Genomic DNA, 19,176 nt, shown 5'->3' with positions numbered 1-19,176 from the left:
CGACCACCGGACCCGACGACCATGCGCCACTGCCTTGCCCTCGATCTGAAAGACGACCCGGCGCTGATCGCCGAGTACGAGGCCTATCACCGCGACATCTGGCCCGAGGTGCGCGCGCATCTGCATGCGCATGGCGTGACGGCAATGGAGATCTACCGGCTCGGGACGCGGATGGTGATGCTGATGGAAACCGACGACGCGCGCTACGACGCCGAGGTGATGGCGGCCGCGACGCGCAACGATCCGAAGATTCGCGCGTGGGAAGAACTGATGTGGAAATTCCAGGCGCCCACGCCGTGGACGCCGGAAGGGGAGAAGTGGTTGGAGATGGATCGGATATTCAAGCTGTAGGTGCTTGCGGCGGCTTCGACATTCCTTTTTTGTCAGCCGCAACTCGAAGGCCGGCCATGGCTGTCGCAGGTCGATCCCCGAAGCGACGCTTCATCTCACTTTCCGCGTTGCTTCATGCGCTCCTTTCCGGGCAAGGGGCGTGGGTATGAATCGTGCACTCGGTGCCGCGGCGTCTGATTCCTCCCTTCAATCTCGAATAGTTCTTTCATGATCATGTTTTCCCGGCGATGCGTTTCCGCACTGATGCTTTCGGTGCTCCTGTTCGGCTGCGGTGGCGGTGGCGGCGGTAGCCAAGGTGGCGGCCTGGCCGCCCCGATCGGCCTGGCCGGCGCCAACAGCGGCGGCCAAGGCAGTACTGGCGGCAGCCAGGGTGGCGATGGCCAAAGCGGCGGTGCCACGAGTGGTACAGGCGGCACAAGTGATACGGGCGGCACGGGCGGCACGGGTGGAGGCGTTTCGCCCACCCCGGCGACCACCGCGTTGGTGACCAGGCTCGGCAAGCCCGCGCGGGTGCTGCTCGGACTCGGCGCGGGCAATACCCTCGCGCAGATGATTGCCTAAGCTGGCCTGACACTCACGAAGTCCCACTGGTGCGGCTGACCTCGCGCCAGAATCGCCCAAGCTGTGCGAGCCATCTTGCTTGCCAGTGCAACCGCAACGACGTTGGCTGGTCGCCGCGCGGGAATCTGTTCTTACTATGGCGTCGGCGCCTTCGCGTGATACATGACCGATCGCGCGCCATGAATCAACAGCGTTCGTAGGTACGGATCGCCTCGCTTCGAGATCGATCCCATTCGCACCTTGCCTCCCGTGCCGCTCTGGCGAGGCACCAGGCCCAGGAACGCTGCGAACTCACGCCCTGACTTGAACATCGTGGCGTCACCCATCGTCGCGACCAACGCGGTTGCGGTCAGCTTGCCTATTCCAGGTACATCAGCGATCGCGCGGCACGCTTGGTCCATCTTTTGCCAAGCGCCTATGCGCGTCTCAAGTCGATCAATGTCCCGCTGCAGTTCGTCGATGCGCCCGATCTGCTCTTGCAGGCACGCCATCATCGGGCCGGGCAGTTCATCCTTGAGTTCTACCATGCGAGCGCGGATCTCCGCGAGGCCAGCAATGCGACCAGCTCTAAACGTCGCCCCAAACTCGTACAGTAATCCGCGCAGCTGGTTCACTGGCATGGTGCGGAACTTAATCAGCAAGGCGCGCATTCGATGAAGGCTCAGCATGGCTTGCTGATTCTGCGACTTCACAGCCACCGTCCGCATTCCCGGTTGCTGCACGGCCGTCCATATTGCGCGTGCGTCCGCCGCGTCAGTCTTGTTCGTCTGGACGAAGGGCCGAATGAACTTCGCATGCATCAGCACAACCTCGTGTCCAAGCTCTCCTGATCTTGCGGGCCCACCAGTGCCCGCTGCCCGCACGCTTCCAACGCCACACGTCCTGCAACTCGCTGCGACAAGAACTTGATAAGCTCGTCGCGGCCAAATCGCCGATTGACGATCTCACCGGTTTCAACGTCGACCCAGTACCTCTGAAACACGCGCTTTGCAACATCCAGCCCATACGTCGTGGCATGCATTTCGAGCTCTTAAAGTGGGTGTCGTGTTCGTCCCGTCCTCAGTCTCGCATCAGCTTACCAGCGCCGGCTTGCTGCGACAGAACCGACTTATTGCGACAGAACCCCTTTTTTTCAATGGTCGCCCGAAGGCCGCAGCCAGTTCTCGATCACGAGGCCCGGGACACGCGCGAAGTGCGGGGTGTTGTCCGTGACCACCACGGCGCCGAGCGCGAGCGCATGCGCTGCGATCATTTCGTCGAAGTCGTCGATGGGCGTGCCGCGCGCCTTCAGGTCGGCGCGCAGCGCGCCGTGCCGGTGTGCCGCCTTGGCGTCCCAGGCCAGGATCGGCACGATGCGCAGGAACTCGTCCACCAGGCGGTGCAGACGCACCGCCTCGGGCCGCTTGGCCACGCCGTAGCGGATCTCGGAACAGGTCACGGCGGAGATACACCATTGGCCGGGCGGCACCGCCTGCAGGCGGGGGTCGAAGGCGGGATGCCCGCGCAGTGCCTCGCTCGCGGCATTGGTGTCGAGCATGTAGAGGGTCATTCCTTCCAGTCCGCGAAGGGATCGCGCTGTTGCTCGCCTTGCTCGCGATCGGCCAGGAAGTCCTGCGGTACCGGGCCCAGTTGCTCGCGCAGTTGCATGAACGCCTGCCAGTCCACGGGCGATCGCTGGGACAGAATGATGTCGCCGGTGTTCTCGTCGCGGCGGATATAGACCTCTCTAGTGCCCTCGAAGCGGAATTCGGCCGGCAGGCGCACGGCCTGGCTGCCGCCGGTGGTGAAGAGTTTGGCGGTGGGTTGCTGCATGGCGGGCTCCCAGGTGGTTTTCAGCGGAAGGTGGCTGCTGACGTAGATACTGATGTATCTACGTCGCCATATCCTGTCAAGCGACCGATCTGTGTTCAGGAGGTTACGGCGGGAGGGGCCAGGTCATTGGGGCACGCCGGCGATCTTTATGGTTTCGCGGACGGTTCATCTCCGTCGAGCATCCGGCTGACCTTGCTGCCGAGCGCACTCTCCGCCCTGAAATACCCCACCACCGTCGCCACGCTCTGATGCCCGGTCATGGCCATGGTCTCGGGCAGCGGCATGTTCTGCTTGCCCGCCTCGGTGACGAAGCCGGCGCGCAGCGAGTGCGCGCTGAAGCGCCCGTCGATGCCCGCCAGCGCGCAGCGCTCCTTGACGATGTCGCGCACGGCCGCGGGCGCGAGGGGCTCGCCCAGGTGGCCGCCTTTGCGGATGCGCCGGAAGATCTGTCCCTCCTGGACGCCATGCGCCTTGAGTACCTCGAGCCATTCGGTCATGGCCGCTGCGGCGCTGCCCGCCAGCGGCTTCACATCCTCGGGCCGCAGCTCGCCGCGCTGGTTGGCCTATCGCAATGCTGGACAAAGCCGAATCTGTTGCGCGAAGGAGGCGGGCCGCTGCAACTCGCGGCCGCGGTGCGCTGCGTACGGGTGGCTCATATGCTGCCCTCCCGCGCGCCCTGAGCACCGCGAGCCATTTGGACATGGGCCGCTGCGGCTCTGCCGACCAGCGGCTTCACGTCACCAGCCCCAGGAACCTGGACACCCTCTTCAGTGATAGTCGTCTTCTCGTTGATGGCGGATCGCGGAAACCACGACCTCAAGATCACTGATGATGTGAAACAGTGCGACATATCCCGCTGCACCGAATGGAATCACAAGTTCGCGCTCCAGCCGGTCATCGAAGGCAATTCGGCAGGTGAACGGATTTCGCTCGAGGATGCGGAACTCGCTTTGGATGGCGGCCAGCGCTCGCTCGGGCAGGTCCAAGTCGCCGTGCTCAAGCGCTGTGTCTATCAGGAAGCTCTCGAGTCGCTGCAGATCCTCGAGTGCCTCGCGCGTCAGGCTGACCGCGTAGCTCACGACCTTCGCTTGGAGGCGCGGTCGGCTTGTCGATGCGCCGCCAGCCCGGCATCGAGTCGCCCGCGCATCGCCTCAAGTGCATCCGTCGCGGGATAGTATTCCCCAGTCACGCGCGCGCGGGCCAGCGATGCCCGGCCCCGCGCAACGAACTCCTGCTGTAGTTTGCGGCGTTGCGCTGCTTGGACTGCGGCCTGCTCGACAAACTGTGACAGCGTCTCGCCCTCGCGCAGCACACTTTCGATCTGGTGCCGTACGGAGGGCGTGACGCGCACCGGAGGCAGTTGAGCGCTTTTCATGTGCGGATTGTAGTGCAATTGCTATGCGCGTGCGAACTTGGGAGGACTCTCATCGCAGCTGAGGCTCTTGTGATGATCTGGTCCGTGCTGCCGTCAGGCGCCCTTGACGCACCTGCTAGCCAGGCTCGTCGAGCATCCGGCTGACCTTGCTGCCCAGCGCACTCTCCGCCCTGAAATACCCCACCACCGTCGCCACGCTCTGATGCCCCGTCATGGCCATCGTCTCCGGCAGCGGCATGTTCTGCTTGCCCGCCTCGGTGACGAAGCCGGCGCGCAGCGAGTGCGCGCTGAAGCGCCCGTCGATGCCCGCCAGCGCGCAGCGCTCCTTGACGATGTCGCGCACGGCCGCGGGCGCGAGGGGTTCGCCCAGGTGGCCGCCCTTGCGGATGCGCCGGAAGATGGGTCCCTCCTGGATGCCATGCGCCTTGAGTACCGCCAGCCATTCGGTCATGGCCGCTGCGGCGCTGCCCGCCAAGGGCTTCACATCCTCGGGCCGCAGCTCGCCGCTCTGGTTGGTCTTGGAGTGGGCGAGGGTGTAGACGAAGGCTTCGGCATTCACCCGCTGCAGGTTTTCCAGGGTGGCGGCGGCCACCTCGGAGCGGCGGCGCCCGCCGGTGGCCCAGGCAAAGAGGAGGAGGGCGCGGTCGCGTTTTCCGCGCAAGGTGTCGTCACAGGTGGCCAACAAGAGCTGCAGCGGGTCCTTGGTGAGCGCGCGTTGCCGTTTGGGTCGCGCGCCGCGCTGGGCATAGGCGCGCCGCGTACGCGCCAGGAGCTCGCGCACCAAAGGATCCGCGCAGGGGTTCACGAGCTTCTGGTCGGACGCGGCGTGGCTGGAGCCTCCCGATGCGCCTGGCCCGCCGGGTGCGGAGGAGGGCGACGAACCCCCTGTCGATCCGGTCGTCCCGGCGTAGGCCATCTGATGCGCCTTGGACAGCACCGCGATGCGGTGAATGAGGGTGTTCAAGGCGGGCGGTCCGAGGCGCGCCTTGTAGCCGTTCTTCACCAGCGCCTGGTCGACGTCCGGCGGCAGTTCGCTGACCAGCGCGCTGGCCTTGCGCCGCGGGCCGACGGGGGCTGACCCGCGACGGCGCGCCTGGCCGCCTTCGTCGGGCATGCCGTTGTCCTGCGCGCGGCCATTCGCCTCGCCCTCCGCATCGCGATGCGCGTCGCCATCCTCGTGCCGGCGCGCCGCGTGGTCGACGATGAACTGGACCACCACCGGCACGGGCACCGGCAACGACAGCGCGTGGCCGTAGCGCGCGGCGTACCAGGCACACCAGTAGCGCATCGCCGAGCCGTAGGACATGCGCGTGTTGACCGATTCGCCCTGGCGCAACAGCGCGCGTGCGGCGTCTTCGGCCGTGGAGGCCAGCCGTGCGGGATCGAGCACGGCCTGGCGCTCGGCCAGGGTGGCCAGCGGGTGCTGCGCGGGCGCGGCCTCATTCGCGGGATTGGTCGGTGACGGGTTCATGGAGAATTCATACATATGACATATGATTCGCTACATCATACATCGATAAGTCACGATAACCATCTCTTATCGTGACCTAAATATAGCAAAGAAGAGGGCGGTGAGCCGTCCAAAGTTTGCGGCTGTTAAAGCCCGAAAAAGGGTCGTTATGAGCGAGATCGCCGGAGTTCGCAGCCATGGCATTCAGGAGGCCGACGTCTTCGCGGCCGCGGATGCGCTGCTGGCCGAAGGAAAACGGCCCACCATCGAGCGGGTGCGCCTGAAGATCGGGCGTGGCTCGCCCAACACCGTGAGCCCGATGCTCGAGCGCTGGTTCGCAACGCTCGGCGAGCGCTTGGTGAGCCTGCAAGCAGGTCCAACGCGGTCTGCAGGCAACGATCCCGATGGCATGCCGGTCGGCGTGCGCAACGCGGCGAAGCTGCTGTGGGAGACGGCACGCCGCGAGGCCGAGGAAGTGCAGCGTGGCGAGCTGGAATCGGTGCGCGCCGAACTGCAGGCGCGCGAGTCGGCGCTGGCCGAGGCGCAACGTGCGCTGGCGCAGCGCGAGGACGCCTTCGCGCAGGCGCGTGTGGGCCTCGATGCGGCGCTGGCCTCCTCGCAACAGGCCCGGGAGACGATGGAGCGCCAGCTCAAGGAGCACGCGATCGAGGCGCATCGGGTCCGCGTGGGGTTGGAGGATGAGATCAAGCGGCTGACCGCCCTGCTCTCTCAAGTGGCGGAGGCCCGAGAGCGGATGCGGCGGGAACACGCCATGGCGATGGGAGCGCGGGACCAAGATCTGCGGCAAGCTGAGGAGCGGCATGCCGGGCAGGAGAAGCGCATGCTCGCCGAGGTAGATCGCGCGCGCCAGGAGGCCAAGGCGCTGGAGGCCGAACTGGCCAAGGAGCAACAGCGCCGAACAAAGGGCGAGGAAGTCGCGGCGAAGCGTCTGGAAGCCGAGCTTGAGAAGCTGCAGCAAGTGCGGGAGGCGGCGCGCCAAGCGGACGCAGGGTTGCGCGAGCAATTGGCGGCGCAGGGCATCGAGTTGGCGCAGGCGCGCGCCCAGTGCGTGGCGCAGCAAGCGCGGCTGGATGCCCTTGAGCAGCGGGTCGACGAAGAGCGGGCAGCCCATGACTCCACTCGGCGACTGCTTGCCGAAGCGGTGACGCGACCGCAAAAAAGCCCCGGCAAAAAACCGACAGTGACGATCAAGAGGGCCAAGAAAGCGGTCAAGCCGGAGTGACAGGATCGCAGCTGCACCGCATTCCAGAAATCGCTCTCGTGCTTGAAAAGTACCTGCAGGCAGCCTGATCCGCGGATACGCGCCGTTCCATCCGTAGGTGTAGGCAACAACGACTCTCTACCACGTTCCGTGCGGCGCGCTCACTACACTCTTCGATGTCGTCAAGCACGCAACGCCTGCCGCGCGGCACTGGCGTTCGAACCCCAACACGCCGCACCGAAGAAAGGCAACGCCATGTCCCTGACCGACAAGCTCCAGATTCCCACGGCGAAAGCGGACGGCAGCTTTGCCGCGCCGGTGCCGCCGACGGCGGATAGCGCGGCCGACGCGCTGCGCGACGCGCAGGCGCAGCACGCCGTGCTGGCCGAGCAACTCGACGCGATCAACGAGTTGCTGGCCAAGCCGCTCAACGAGATTCTGGCGGACCGCGAACGCTTCAAGGAATCGGCCGCTGCGTGGGACGCCTTCGGCGCCATGTGGATGCTGTCGCAGCGCGCGATGAAGCGTGTGGCGCTCGACCTCGCTGCGCAGCTCGGCGTGAGCGAGGACGAGGTGGTGGCCCGTGCGCTGGTGCATGCCAACGAGGTCCTGAACGGCGACGGCGTGGATCTGGGCGGTCTCATTGCCGAGGCTCAGCTCGCGCACGTCGCCAGGCACAGGCCCTTGCTGCGCAAGCAGTTCCGCTGAACATCGCGGAGAGCCCCGCCGCCTGCGAGGCGGCGCCGGCCGCCGTATGCTCGGTTGCCATGGACGCCTCCACCTCGCTGGCCGACTTCGCCGCGCGCCATCCCCGCCTCTTCGTGCTGACCGGTGCCGGCTGCAGCACCGACTCGGGCATCCCCGACTACCGCGACATCAACGGCCAATGGAAGCGGCCGGCGCCAGTGACCCTCCAGGCCTTCACCGGCGACGAGCTCACGCGCCGCCGCTACTGGGCACGCAGCCTGGTCGGCTGGCCGACCATGGCGACAGCCCAGCCTGGCGCCTCGCACCGCGCGCTGGCCCGGCTCGAGGCTTCGGGCCGCGTGGGACTGCTGCTCACGCAGAACGTCGACGGCCTGCACGACGCCGCCGGCAGCCGCCAGACCATTGACCTGCACGGCCGCATCGACACCGTGCGCTGCCTCGGCTGCGAGACGCGCACGCCGCGTGCCGACATGCAGCAGACGCTGCGTGCGCGAAACCCCGCGTGGGCCGCACTGGAAGCCCGCGCCGCGCCGGACGGCGATGCTGACGTCGAAGACCAGGATTTCGCCGGTTTCGACGTGCCGGCCTGTTCGATCTGCGGCGGCATGCTCAAGCCCGACGTGGTGTTCTTCGGCGAGAGCGTGCCGCGCGAGCGCGTGCAAGCCGCCTATGCGGCGCTGAGTGAAGCCGATGCCGTGTTGGTCGCCGGCTCGTCGCTGATGGTGTATTCGGGCTTCCGATTCGTGCAGGCGGCCGTGGCCGCGGGCAAGCCCGTGGCAGCGGTCAACCTCGGACGCACGCGTGCCGACGATCTGTTGGCGTTGAAGGTCGCGCAGCCGGTGGGCGAGGCACTGACGGCCCTGGCGGAGCAGTTGGTGGCATGAGCGTCAAGGCTCAGCGATCCGACGTGGCGACCTGCCACTGGTGCGGCATGGTTCACATTGATGAGTGGTTGTCGTGCATGGGTTTTTCAAGATGAACGTATCGAACTGCACCAACAGTACGATCCCCAAAACCTAGCCGCTGACCTGCCGTCCTGACCCCACCCCGTTGGCACTTGGCGAGCGCACGGCATACCAGATGGCCATGAAGTGCCGGTCGAGGCGCATCCGAAGATAGATGCCGCGCTGACTGACGAATGCAAAGAGTCTCGGGAGGGTCACGGTCCTTCTCCTTGGAGGCCGCCAGATGGCGTGCGACCCATGGTTCCGAGTCTCGGCGAGCGCAGCTGCGCAGACGCTCGCATTCACGCTCGAGCGAGGCGATCCAGGAGCGGGCGTGCTGCGCCTCGTTGACGGCCTGCGCGTGCAGGGTGCCCAGCTCCCAGCTGCTCTCGAACCACAGAACCAGGTAGACGGCGCGCGGCGCGTTGCCGCTTGCCGCGTAGCGCTGAAGGGTTCGCAGGCTCACCCCCAGGTGGCGGGCGATGTGCTGGAGTGGCTCGGTCTGGTCGGCAAGTAGAAACGACAGCGGCGGCACTCGCGCCGCCGAGGGCGATAGGAATGGCATGGGTGACCTCCTGTGGACCGACGACCCATCCTGCCTCGAAGGCGCTGTTCTTTCCATTCAAAAGCCAGTGCATGCAGATGCAGTTCCTCGACGAAGGCATCGACAACTCGCACCGGGTTGTCTTCGCCGACATTGTCGTCGAGGCACTCCGGCAGCAGAGTGACCTGCTGTCGGTCCTCGCCTTCGATGAATCGCTTCATGTGGCTGCCCTTCAATACCGTTGCCACAATCTAGTGAGCACTGTCGCTTATTCAACCTGTTTTCACACGGCCTCGGCCGATTGCGGCACCGCCGACCAGCCAGGGTAAGGCTAAGTTGAGATCATGCCGCGGGCCGCCCAAAAGGAGGTTGTAAAACTGCGGGGACCGTCAGACATTCCGGAAAGATAGGCTGCTCGGACATGGCGGCGCAGTTCGTCGCGCTTCGGGGTTTGAAGCTGCGTTACGTAGCTTCCGGTTTTTCCTTGCCCGGTGAGAAAAGTAGACCAGTAGTCCTCAAACGATTGGTAGTCAAAGACCGCGCCAATTTGCTCCTGTACGACGTCGGCGAAGCCCGCCTCATCGAACAGGCCTGCGAGCCCTCCGGGCCAGCCGAGCGGCTTGCAGACCATTTCGTCGCGCATCGCGGCACCATCCGCATCAAGGACGGCAGCCGCATCCCAAACGAGGCTAAAGGGCGTCCAGCCGCAGCGGAAATTGTTGACGACCACAGCCACGGTACCTGCCTTGCGCGTGACGCGCCTCATCTCGCGCAAACCCTGGGCCGGGTCGGGCAGCACGTCCAATGCCAGCATCGACAATGCCCGGTCAAATTCTCCATCTTGGTACGGAAGGTCAAGGGCGTCGCCGACGTCAAATGTGACCTCCTCTGGCGCAGTAATACGTCGCGCGAATTCAACGTATGGGGAAGACAGATCAATGCCGGTGGCGCGCGCATGCGCAGCCGATATGGCACGCGTCAAATGGCCCGTCCCGCAGCCGATGTCTAGAACCTTCTCATGATCTGAAACGCCCGCGAACCGAACAAAGACCGGGGCAAGGCGCTGACTTCCCCGGCCGACATACGCTTCATAAGCTGCAGGATCTGTCGCTACGAACGTTGACATCTCACCCTCCTCTAGGGGCTTGACTCGATGACCGAGACTGGCAGGATTTTGTCTCTTAAGGGCCCCGCGCACCATGGGTCCGCGGACGGCCCCTGGCCCGGCAGAAAGAGCGCCAGAGGCGCGAAAACGCTTGACCATCCAGCGTGCGCTCCGCACGAACGGGCGGTCGACGAGACGGTAGATCAGCGAGCCCGCCGCAAGGCAGCATGCGAGCGAGAACAGCGATGTCGCGTAGTTTTCCGCGATGCCCAGGCGGACGTACACGACGCGCTCGAGGAAGCCGATCACGAACATGTGCGACAGGTAGGTCGCGTAGCTCGAGTCGCCGACATGAACGATGAAGCGCAGCATCAGCGAACCGGCCCTGCGGATGGGGACTTCGAGTTGCAGGGCGAAGAGAAGCATGAAGAAACTCGGCACGCCGGCGACCCAGATGCGATCGGCCATGTTCTCGCACCCCACCATCGCAAGGTAGCAGGCGCCGGCCAGCACGAGCGCCAACGGCTTCGGGATCTGCGCCAGCACGGGGTGCCGGTAGACATGAAAGCAGGCCATGCCGAGGACGAATTCAAACCAGAGCGTGTTGTGCAGGAACTCATGGCCGACAGTCTGCTTGTCGAACAGGGCGCCGATCGCGTAGAGTGAGACGAGGGCCACGGTCATCAGGCCCGCAAAGTGCGACGTGCCGAAGGCAAGGACAAGCCCGATGAGCACGTAGAAGAGCATCTCGAAGTTCAGCGACCAGCCGACCATCAGCACCGGAAAAAGCTGGCCGTCGTCCCGGAAGTGCGGAATGAAGAGCAGCGACTGCACGTAGTTGACGAGATCCGCAACCGTCGATCCCATCACGCTCGGCAGCCGCCATGCGACGAGCACCACCATCGTCGTTACCGCCCAGTACAGCGGCACGATGCGCGTGAGCCTGTCGACCAGGAACGCCACGGGGCCGCCCCGCCCGTGGTCGACCACCATGCACATCACGAAGCCGCTGATGACGAAGAAGAGATCGACGCCGAACAGGCCGAACAGGGGCGCGGTCCAGGTGTGCAGCCAGGCGACGGTGCTGGCCGCCACCGCACGCAGGATCTGGATCGAATAAACCTGTTCGAGAGCGTGCGTCATGGTCGCCAAGCCTCGCGTGCGGACGGTACGAATGCATCGGGAAGCAGGCGCCTCGAGATGCGGTGACATTCTCGCGAGCTCCGGTCAGGTCGAGCGGCGTTCGCCGGGACTGACGGTTGGTGACATTGGTTTGCAGAGCCGTACAGCGGCATTGAAGCATGCGCCGGGCGACTGAGCTTGAACTCCCTCGATCGAAACCTGGCAATTTCCTGCCTTCCCTCCCAGCAGGTCCATCACGCCGGTGCCGGCTTACTGCAAGCTCGAATCGACAGACACCAGTCTGCTAAGGGGTGGGGGGTTATGCCGCCACGGACGGCGCCCTTGGCAATGCTGCCGGGGCTGGATTCATCGGCAAGCCGGACTACACCTTCGGCCACATGCAACCGGCCTCACCGTATCGATACTCGATGCGGGGTCGCTTAGACGCCGACCGAAGTGGCCATTCAGAGAGAGTGGAGCTTCGACCGTGCGATGCGGAATTTGCGCGCTACGTCTGAACTGAAGAGCGGCCCGATCCGGGCCCTATGGGAGCGGCGATGTGGCACCCCCGCCCGGTGGCAAAAGCCTAGGTCGGCGACGGGGCCTGTGCAATCGCCTCGCTGACGGCGCGGTCATCGGCACCTCGCGCGCGAATGGATCCTCTCCGCGACGTGAATGAGCATCTCGCACATTTTTTTCATGAAGGCTCGGTCGGCAATAGGCATGCATCGATCGTCACTCCCGTGCTGACCGGTTCGGCGGAGCCGGCGTACCTGCCGGGGCATTCCCTGCTTCAGCATGGGCAACCATGCAGCAAAATGAGCGCCGTCATAGACCGACAACGCAGCGCCTGCGTCGCAGGCGCCGCACACATTCACGTCCTATGCAAGCCAGCCCGAGACTATGACCACCTTTCAAATCATTTCCTCCCATCGATGGACTGTCCGTGCAGCTGCCCTTGCAGGCGTCACGCTGGCGCTCGTCGCATGCACCGCTTTCGGGCCGCGGGCGCCTGATGCACCTGTCCTGTCGCAAGCCCGCATTGCCGAGATCGTCGCCAGCCCCGACCGCAGCGATGCCGACCGCCGTAATGATGCGCGGCGCAAGCCGAAGGAGATGTTGGCCTTCATCGGCGTGCGTCCGGGTATGGTCGCGCTGGATCTGAGTGCAGCCGGCGGTTACACCACCGAGTTGATAGCGCGCGCCACCGGCCCGGCGGGTCTCGTCTACGGACAAAGCCCACCGCGCATACCGATGAGCCGGCCGGCGCAATCCGAAGGCGCCGCGGCGCCGATGCCGATGGGCGCTACCCCCCCGCCCGTTGCCCCGCGGCCGTCGCCCGTCGCGCTGGCGGAACGCGCGAAGAATCCGAAAGCGGGCAACATCGTCGCCGTCGTTCGTCCCTTCGAGGACCCGGTGCCGCCTGAACGCGCATCGAACGGCCTCGACCTGGTCACACTGATGTTCAACTACCACGACTTCGGCCACCTGGGCGTTGACCGCGCCGCGGTGAACCGCGCGGTGTTCGCCGCGCTCAAGCCGGGTGGCATGTACGTGATCGCGGACCATTCGGGACGGCCGGGCACAGGCATCTCCGAATCGGGAACGCTTCACCGCATCGAAGAGGCGTTCCTGCGCGCGGAGGTCGAGCAAGCCGGGTTCAAGTTCGCGGCCGAAGGCAACTTCATGCGCAATGCCTCGGACCCACGCGACCGCAACACGCCGGAGCCACCGCAGCCCAAGGACGAGTTCGTGCTCAAGTTCGTCAAGCCCTGAAGGACGGTCCGATCACGAACCGGGCGGCCGCGCGGCGCAGCCCAAGGGCAAACACGGTGCGCGATCTCGGCGCATTCGTGCGCCCGCGATCCGAGCCCATTCTGGACTGGTTCCACGTCGCGATGCGCATCGAGCAACTCTTCCGGACAACGCGAGGACTACACGGCCCGGAAAAGGAGGAGCTTCTCAAGGGCATCGAGCGCGTCAAATGGAGGAAGAGATCAGGCGGCCGACCGCCCTCCTCGCACAGGCGGCCGAGGCGCAGGGGCCATGCGACGCGGGCACGCCGAAGCCGTCGCGGTGAAGGACCAGGCTCCGCGCCGGGATGAGGAGCGCCACACCGCGCAGGAACGGCGCATGCCTCGACCGCGCCCGCCAGTCGGCCAAGCAAGCCGAGAACGCGTTCGCACGGGAGCAGCAACGGCGAGAGGAGGCTGCGGCGCGGACGCTGGAGGCCGAGCGCCGGATGCTGCGCGAGACGCAGCAAATCGTTCAACACCTCGAACGGGAGCCTTCGCGAATAACTGGCGGCGGAGGCCATCGAACTCGCACAAGCCCGCGCCAAAGGCGCAGCACAGCAGGAGGCGCCGAGAGCGCCCGACTCGGCGATTCAAGGGGCGGGATCGCCCAGGGATTTCAGCTCGGCTTCGAGTTCCGCGATCTTCGCCTCGGTGAGCTTCTTGTCTCCTACCGCCTTTGAAGGCGGATGGCCGCTCTTTTCGGGCCCGGGCGACGACTCCTTGCTCACCTTCTCGAGACTTGCCAATTGCTCGCGCAGTTCGGCAAGCTCTTTCTCGATCACAGGTGCTGGCCGCTTTGTTGCCATCATGGTCACCTCAGGACAGTTGGCTTGTGCTTTTATACGCCGAGCGATCTGCCCGCGCCAGACGCGGCCGCTTCGCGATCGCGCGAGCCCGCCTTCCACCGGGCCGAGGTCCAACCGTTCACAGAGGTCTTCTACCTACGACGTCGGGGCTCGCGTGCCCTGTGTCGGAAGCTAGGGAGAGATATGGAGCGCAGTACCTTGCGGCGCGCAACCGCGTGATGGTGTGCGGAAGTTATCGTCCCCACGTTGCCGGACGAGACCTTGGTCGTCGGACGCCTTTCGATGACCGGAAGAATTGGGTCCTGGCCGAACCGTCGAATTCCACATCGCCAGCCTTCGAATCGTTGCCTGCCTGCGTGACACCCGCTGCAGATTCGCCGCCAGCACCATGCGATGCCATCCTACGAGCGCAGAAATGCGCGCGCCGCAATCTCCGAATCGCCAGCCCACTAACGCACAGCCAAATGCCAGGCACCGCCTGACATCCCGACATTCCCTCCCACGTGCGAGGACCCTGAAATGACGAATGACACTCAGTCCGCACCCATCAATTCCCCGGACAGGATTGACGTTCAGAACGAGAGCTCGCTCAAGGAGTGGAGCGGGAAATTCGGCGTCAGCAACGAGCAGCTCAAAGAGGCGGTGGCCGCCGTTGGCGACCTGGCCAGCGACGTCGAGTTGCATCTCAAGGGCAGTCGCAGCACGACGAACACGGAACGTGTCGATGATGCCGACGCCTGATGCGTTGAGATCAGCATTTCGGTCAGGCTGCCGCAAAGGGCCACCATGAAGCCGTCCGTCTCCCTTGTTTGCCGCGCAACCCTGATGGGGTTGATGTCCCTTGCTGGCTGTGCATCGGTTCCGCAGCGTGAAGCCCAGTGGATCGACCCGGGCATCGGGACACAGTCCCGGTTTCTGCGGGGGGAAAAATCCTCATTGCTTGCGACGCATACGATCCGGCGCTGAGACAGATCTGCCAGGACCGGCTCTACCGAGATGTTCTGGAGAAGGGAGCCAGTCCGGTCGTCGCTCCCGCGGGGACCCTCCTGCTCAACGACCGGGAGCTCGACGGCCAGCTGGTCCCGGCAGCGACCGCGATCGGCGCCAAAGCCATCTTCATCCTGTCTTTGACGCCGGCGACAAGCAGCACCGGGTCGGGGGCGTCATTGGGCATCGGCGCCTTCAGCTTCGGCGGCGGAGGCGGTGGCGGCGTCGGACTGGGAATACCAATCGGTGGCGGCCGCCCCGACACGGGTTTCGCCGCAAACGGCCGAGTGACGGACGTGCGCAGCCAGCGGCTGGTCTGGACCGCAACTGTGGTCGCGGCACCTTCGGCAGACCTCGAATCCCAAGTGGACAGCCTCTCTCGCTCGTTGCTCGATTCGGCGCAGGGGGCCGGCTTGTTTTGACCGCGGACCCGTAAACCGGGCCCTCTGCCCGGTCCAGAATCGACAGGGGCCTCATTCGGAGTCAGCGCTGTCTGGCGTTGCCTCGACAGGACCCTCGAGCTCATCATCGACATAGGACAACAGCGCCTCGTTGCCGGCGTCGTAGGCCTCGCGCCAGCTTTCGAAGGTGTCGCTAGCCGTCTCCAGGTCAAGCCAGACCGCCGGGTCGTCCGTGCTCTCCAGGAGGATCCAGACGAAGCTTCCCTGACTCGGACGATCCACGAATACGCGACCTATCCGCATGCCCGCACCGGCGTGCGCAGCGAGATGGGGTGATCGCATTTTTTTTTGTGCATGTATGGACCCTGCGTCGTCGGGTCCATACATGCACCGAAGATTTGATTACCCGGATCACGCCGCCCAACCGCTCGCATTCGCGTTCCAGGAAGGTGACGCAGGCGCGGGCGTGCTGCGAAAAGGGCAAGAGAGCGATCGATGCTGCGCCATTCTCCCGCGAGCCAGGAGCGCCAGAACGAGCTATCTCGAGTTGAGTCTGGCGGCCGTGTCCCCCGTCCCGATCCAGCGGCTGATCTTGCTGTCGTTTTTCCACGTAAAGACCTGGACCCATTCGGTCTCGTGCACCTTGCCGTCCGGGAGCGCTCTGCCCTTGATGCGGCCGATGACTGTCACGTGCTGAGGTCCTTCAAGGAATTCGCGAGGCTCGAATTCGAGGATCTCGTCGGCCTGCGCGAGCTTGCCGAAGAACTCGGCCACCTGCTGCTTGCCCCTACAGGTTCCGCCATAGGGCGTGCCGGTTTGCGGGCTGCCGAAGAATCGCCATTCCACGTCATCTGCAAGGAGCTCGAGCAGGGCCGGAATGTCGCGGCTAGCGAACGCTGCATAGCCTTGCTTCGCAATCTCGGTAGGGGTACCCATGGCGTCTCTCCTTCGGATGCAAGAGTAGTAGTTTAGTACTACATCTCGAAGATGCAAGGCCACGCTGCTGTAAGGCTACGCCCGTCGCACAGCGGACGCTCCGCGGCCAGAGGAGGCGGACCTCGGCCTAGTGCGGATGAACCGTCTTCGGTCAGGGGCAGTTTGCTGGCGTTCGGCCAAGGTTTGGCGCAGCTTGCCAATAGCCTGGTTCGCTGCCGCAAATTGCGGGCTTCTTTTGTCCGGACAGCTCGCTAAAGCACTGGACGGATTGGACGCACTTCTGGATGAAGACCATGGAGTACGTCGGCATAGAAAGAGTCTCCTCGTGTTGGCTTACAACCTCAAGCGGAGGATAAAAGCGCTTTAGGTGGAAGGTGTCCCAGCCGGATCCAAATTCCTCAAGGGAAATGGCCGAGAGCGACACCTCGGGAGATAAGTGACCCCCCGTGTGGCACGGGGAAGGCAAAGGGACTCCTTCCTGCAATCACCCCATGTCGAGTTGAACGACTGTGCGACCCGGGCGGCTTTCGAGCAAGAGTCGGACTCCCATCGCCTGGGCGCGCGCGTGCAGCGACCGCGGGGCGCGCGTGACGTCGTAGCCGCGGCCGTCGTCGATCACGCTGAGCCGGACCGCCGTGCCCACCATCGCCGCCTCGATGCGCAGCACCGTGGCCTGCGCATGCTGTAGCACGTTGGAGATCGCCTCGAACAGCAGGAACTGCAGGTGGCGCATGGCCTGGCCGTCGAGGCGCTCGACCGGCACTAGTTCGTCGACCGCCCACTCTAGGGCGATGCCCGAGGCGTCGAAGCGTGAGGTCAGGCGGTAGCGCAGGGCTGCCAGCAATGCGCCCACGTCGCCGTCGGGCAAGTGGATCGAATCGATGGTGAGCTTGAGTTGGTCCAGGGAATCGCGCAGCGTGCGCAGCAATTCCGGCTGGCTGCCTTCCCCCGTTTGCAGCTGCCGAATGGCCGCGCTGATGTGCGAGCCGACGCCGTCGTGCATGTCGCGCAGAATGCGTTCGCGCTCGTGCGTGCGGGCCTGCTCGCGCGCCGCCTGCTCGAGCCGGCCATAGGTGCTGGCCAGTTCCTCCTCGCGCTGCGCCACGCGGGCAGCGAGTGTGCCCAGCAGCTCGCGCGCCTGGCCGCTGGCTTCGCGGAAGCGCAGCAGCACGATGTAAAGCAAAGCGAAGCCGAACACCACCGAGACGTAGCGGTTCCAGGTGATGACGCCGAAGCTGTCGCTCAGGCGAATCGTCACCCAGTCGCGCACGCCGACCGCGACGTTGAGCATGCCTGCGCCCGCCACGAGCCAGCGGGCCGTGGCCGGATGGCGTAGCGCCGCCACGAAATAGAAGCAGGCATAGAGCCCCGAACCGAGGCTCGCAAAACCCAGCCAAGCGGTGAGGAACACCGGCTGATGCTGCGCGAACGACAGCCAGGAAGCCAACACCCCGCTGGCGAACAGTGCCGCCGTCGCGACCTGCATCCATCGCATCGAGCGGTGGGTGCGCCACCCCGCGACGTGGTGGCAGAACAGCAGCACGCCGCAGATCCAGCCCGCGTAGGATGCCGTCAGCACCACGCCCCAGAGCGGCCATGCCAGCGGCGGCTCGTGAATCACCGCGTCGCCGACGCGCAGCGTCCAGCAAAGCTCGGCCATGCCGGCCCAGAAGTAGACGCTGTCGCGATGCAACCGGCCGTCGGGCGAGAGCTGGCGCTGTGTCGCCCAGCAGGTGAATGCGATGAAGGCCACCAGCAGGCTGAACATGCCCAGCAGCAGCGAGCCGGTCACCCGCCACGCATAGGCGTTGGAGAACACGCTGTCGCGCATCTCGTGGGAAGGCCCGATACGGATGGCCGAGAGGCCGCCGCGCCGCCCGCCGTCGGCCCGGATGTACACCCGCAGCAGGTTCTCTTTCTGTAGCATCGCCGGCGGCACGGCCACGTAGCGCGGTGCTTTGGCGTAGTCGTCGCGGTTCGGCGTTGCAATGTCGCCGAAGCGCGCCAGCAACTTGTCGTTGAGCCAGATCTCGGCCGCATTGCCCACGACCGGAAAGAACAGGCCGTAGGGTTCGGAGGGCGCGTCGGCCATGGTGAACGGGATCTCGAAGCTCGCGTGCCCGGGCGCGTTGCGGTGCACGCGGTCCCAGTGATAGGGCAGCACCGTGTCGCGCCAACCCGATGCTTCGTCGGGCTGCATCACCTTGACGCGCGCCTGACGCAGCTCGAGCACTTCGGCCCACGCGCCGGGCGCTGCGGCCCCGGCGGCGAGCGCCAGCAACAACAGCAGCACGGCCTTCAGCCGGCGCGCAGTGCCGGTCATGGCAAGAGCCCGAGCCGCGTCGCCTCGAACACTGCCTCGTTCTTGGAATGCACCGCCAGCTTGCCGTAGAGGTTCTTGATGTGCGTCTGCACCGTGTGCACGCTCAAGCTCTTCAGCCGCGCGATCTCGGCGTAGGAGAAACCGCGCGCGATCAGTGCCAGCACCTCCTGCTCGCGCGCGGAGAGCAGCGACGGTGCTTCCGGCGCCATGGCGGGCGCGGGCCGCCTCTCGAGCCGCAGGCTGCGGTACTTGGCGAGCACGCGACGCGCGATCATTGGCGAGATCGGCGAGGCGCCCGCCTTCATCTCCAGGATGGTGTGGGCGATGTCCTCGGGCGCTGCGTCCTTGTGGATGTAGCCCACGGCGCCGGCCTCGATGCTGGCGAGCACGTTGTCCTCGTCGCCGAACACCGAGATCACCAGCGGCTCACATTCGGGAAAACGCGCCACCGCAGCGCGGATCACGTCTAGCCCGCTGCCGTCGGGCAGTCCCAGGTCGGCCAGCAGCACGTCGGGAATCTCGTCGGCGTCGGCGAGCCAGGCCAGCGCTTCGCGCAGCGTGCCAAGGCCGTCCAGCCAGCGCAGTCGGGGGCAGCGCCGCACGCTGGCCTCGAAGAACGCGCGCGTATTGCGATCGTCCTCGACCACCAGCACGTTCCAACGGCTCGGCGTCTCCGCCTCAAATCCCTCTGTTTGCATGGCGGCGAGCATAAAGCCACAGAACCCGCCTCAGG

General features: G+C 65.4%; 21 protein-coding genes and 2 pseudogenes. 9 read left to right on the top strand and 14 right to left on the bottom strand.

Annotated features, from left to right (window positions below; genetic code table 11):
• Positions 1-21 precede the first annotated feature (21 nt).
• Both J2739_RS24985 and J2739_RS24980 read left to right on the top strand, forming a co-directional pair.
• Positions 22-351, top strand: coding sequence for an L-rhamnose mutarotase (locus tag J2739_RS24985; RefSeq protein WP_309906734.1), 330 nt, complete (start codon positions 22-24; stop codon positions 349-351).
• 207 nt (positions 352-558) lie between these two features.
• Positions 559-912 (top strand): hypothetical protein, encoded by a 354-nt coding sequence (locus J2739_RS24980; protein WP_309906732.1) that lies wholly within the window; start codon positions 559-561, stop codon positions 910-912.
• On the opposite strand, the pseudogene J2739_RS24975 reads toward J2739_RS24980, so the two are convergent.
• The 7 genes and pseudogenes from J2739_RS24975 to J2739_RS24945 all read right to left on the bottom strand — a co-directional run bounded on the left by J2739_RS24975 (position 909) and on the right by J2739_RS24945 (position 5,570).
• Positions 909-1,933 (bottom strand): annotated as a pseudogene (locus J2739_RS24975) (IS110 family RNA-guided transposase). The gene J2739_RS24980 and the pseudogene J2739_RS24975 sit on opposite strands and share 4 nt — an antisense overlap.
• Positions 1,934-2,044: 111 nt before the next feature.
• On the bottom strand, positions 2,045-2,461 hold the full coding sequence (locus tag J2739_RS24970; protein WP_309906730.1) for a type II toxin-antitoxin system VapC family toxin: 417 nt from the start codon (positions 2,459-2,461) through the stop codon (positions 2,045-2,047).
• Entirely contained in the window at positions 2,458-2,724 is a 267-nt protein-coding gene (locus J2739_RS24965; protein ID WP_309906728.1) for an antitoxin, read from the bottom strand. Before J2739_RS24965 ends, J2739_RS24970 begins: the two co-directional genes overlap by 4 nt.
• A gap of 146 nt (positions 2,725-2,870) precedes the next feature.
• Positions 2,871-3,284: pseudogene (locus tag J2739_RS24960) on the bottom strand (tyrosine-type recombinase/integrase); the annotation flags it as partial.
• Positions 3,285-3,491: 207 nt separating this feature from the next.
• Positions 3,492-3,803: a type II toxin-antitoxin system RelE/ParE family toxin gene (locus tag J2739_RS24955; protein WP_309906726.1), complete on the bottom strand. Its 312-nt coding sequence runs from the start codon at positions 3,801-3,803 to the stop codon at positions 3,492-3,494.
• Positions 3,800-4,099 (bottom strand): YlcI/YnfO family protein, encoded by a 300-nt coding sequence (locus J2739_RS24950; protein ID WP_309906724.1) that lies wholly within the window; start codon positions 4,097-4,099, stop codon positions 3,800-3,802. The genes J2739_RS24955 and J2739_RS24950 overlap by 4 nt, the downstream gene beginning before the upstream one ends.
• A 115-nt stretch (positions 4,100-4,214) precedes the next feature.
• On the bottom strand, positions 4,215-5,570 hold the full coding sequence (locus tag J2739_RS24945) for a site-specific integrase (RefSeq protein ID WP_309906722.1): 1,356 nt from the start codon (positions 5,568-5,570) through the stop codon (positions 4,215-4,217).
• 148 nt (positions 5,571-5,718) lie between these two features.
• On the opposite strand from J2739_RS24945, the gene J2739_RS24940 reads away from it, so the two are divergent.
• The 3 genes from J2739_RS24940 to J2739_RS24930 all read left to right on the top strand — a co-directional run bounded on the left by J2739_RS24940 (position 5,719) and on the right by J2739_RS24930 (position 8,363).
• Positions 5,719-6,792, top strand: a complete 1,074-nt coding sequence (locus tag J2739_RS24940; RefSeq protein ID WP_309906719.1) for a DNA-binding protein — start codon at positions 5,719-5,721, stop codon at positions 6,790-6,792.
• 234 nt (positions 6,793-7,026) lie between these two features.
• Positions 7,027-7,479, top strand: a complete 453-nt coding sequence (locus J2739_RS24935) for a hypothetical protein (RefSeq protein ID WP_309906717.1) — start codon at positions 7,027-7,029, stop codon at positions 7,477-7,479.
• Between the two features lie 2 nt (positions 7,480-7,481).
• Positions 7,482-8,363, top strand: coding sequence for an NAD-dependent protein deacetylase (locus J2739_RS24930; protein ID WP_405053948.1), 882 nt, complete (start codon positions 7,482-7,484; stop codon positions 8,361-8,363).
• 52 nt (positions 8,364-8,415) lie between these two features.
• Here the strand turns inward: J2739_RS24930 and J2739_RS24925 are convergent, their stop codons facing one another.
• The gene (locus tag J2739_RS24925) at positions 8,416-8,988 is read right to left on the bottom strand and encodes a hypothetical protein (RefSeq protein ID WP_309906893.1); all 573 of its coding nucleotides are present in this window, start codon (positions 8,986-8,988) and stop codon (positions 8,416-8,418) included.
• Between J2739_RS24925 and J2739_RS27925 the strand changes: the two genes are divergently transcribed.
• Positions 8,982-9,296 carry a hypothetical protein gene (locus J2739_RS27925; RefSeq protein ID WP_405053950.1) on the top strand — a complete coding sequence of 105 codons (315 nt, stop codon included), beginning with the start codon at positions 8,982-8,984 and terminating at the stop codon, positions 9,294-9,296. The two genes, J2739_RS24925 and J2739_RS27925, sit on opposite strands and share 7 nt — an antisense overlap.
• Positions 9,297-9,298: 2 nt before the next feature.
• Here the strand turns inward: J2739_RS27925 and J2739_RS24915 are convergent, their stop codons facing one another.
• Complete coding sequence (locus J2739_RS24915) at positions 9,299-11,215, bottom strand: methyltransferase domain-containing protein (RefSeq protein WP_309906715.1); 1,917 nt, start codon at positions 11,213-11,215, stop codon at positions 9,299-9,301.
• Between the two features lie 882 nt (positions 11,216-12,097).
• Between J2739_RS24915 and J2739_RS24910 the strand changes: the two genes are divergently transcribed.
• Positions 12,098-12,970 (top strand): class I SAM-dependent methyltransferase, encoded by an 873-nt coding sequence (locus J2739_RS24910; RefSeq protein ID WP_309906713.1) that lies wholly within the window; start codon positions 12,098-12,100, stop codon positions 12,968-12,970.
• 610 nt (positions 12,971-13,580) lie between these two features.
• Here the strand turns inward: J2739_RS24910 and J2739_RS24905 are convergent.
• Complete coding sequence (locus tag J2739_RS24905; protein WP_309906711.1) at positions 13,581-13,910, bottom strand: hypothetical protein; 330 nt, start codon at positions 13,908-13,910, stop codon at positions 13,581-13,583.
• Positions 13,911-14,315: 405 nt separating this feature from the next.
• Here J2739_RS24905 and J2739_RS24900 point away from each other — a divergent pair, with 405 nt between their 5' ends.
• Together J2739_RS24900 and J2739_RS24895 are read left to right on the top strand one after the other, a co-directional pair.
• Positions 14,316-14,537, top strand: coding sequence for a DUF3606 domain-containing protein (locus J2739_RS24900; protein ID WP_309906708.1), 222 nt, complete (start codon positions 14,316-14,318; stop codon positions 14,535-14,537).
• A gap of 137 nt (positions 14,538-14,674) precedes the next feature.
• Positions 14,675-15,205, top strand: a complete 531-nt coding sequence (locus J2739_RS24895) for a hypothetical protein (RefSeq protein ID WP_309906706.1) — start codon at positions 14,675-14,677, stop codon at positions 15,203-15,205.
• Between the two features lie 51 nt (positions 15,206-15,256).
• On the opposite strand, the gene J2739_RS24890 is transcribed toward J2739_RS24895, so the two are convergent.
• From J2739_RS24890 to J2739_RS24875, 4 genes are all read right to left on the bottom strand, one after another.
• The gene (locus tag J2739_RS24890; protein WP_309906704.1) at positions 15,257-15,526 is read right to left on the bottom strand and encodes a hypothetical protein; all 270 of its coding nucleotides are present in this window, start codon (positions 15,524-15,526) and stop codon (positions 15,257-15,259) included.
• A gap of 195 nt (positions 15,527-15,721) precedes the next feature.
• Positions 15,722-16,120, bottom strand: coding sequence for a nuclear transport factor 2 family protein (locus tag J2739_RS24885; protein WP_309906702.1), 399 nt, complete (start codon positions 16,118-16,120; stop codon positions 15,722-15,724).
• A 484-nt stretch (positions 16,121-16,604) separates the two neighbouring features.
• Entirely contained in the window at positions 16,605-18,443 is a 1,839-nt protein-coding gene (locus J2739_RS24880; protein WP_309906701.1) for a sensor histidine kinase, read from the bottom strand.
• Positions 18,440-19,141: a LuxR C-terminal-related transcriptional regulator gene (locus J2739_RS24875; RefSeq protein WP_309906699.1), complete on the bottom strand. Its 702-nt coding sequence runs from the start codon at positions 19,139-19,141 to the stop codon at positions 18,440-18,442. The genes J2739_RS24880 and J2739_RS24875 overlap by 4 nt, the downstream gene beginning before the upstream one ends.
• Positions 19,142-19,176 lie beyond the last annotated feature (35 nt).

It is taken from the genome of Variovorax soli (genome assembly GCF_031454625.1).
GTDB lineage: Bacteria > Pseudomonadota > Gammaproteobacteria > Burkholderiales > Burkholderiaceae_C > Variovorax > Variovorax soli_A.
This window is presented reverse-complemented; position numbering and strand designations above follow the sequence as displayed.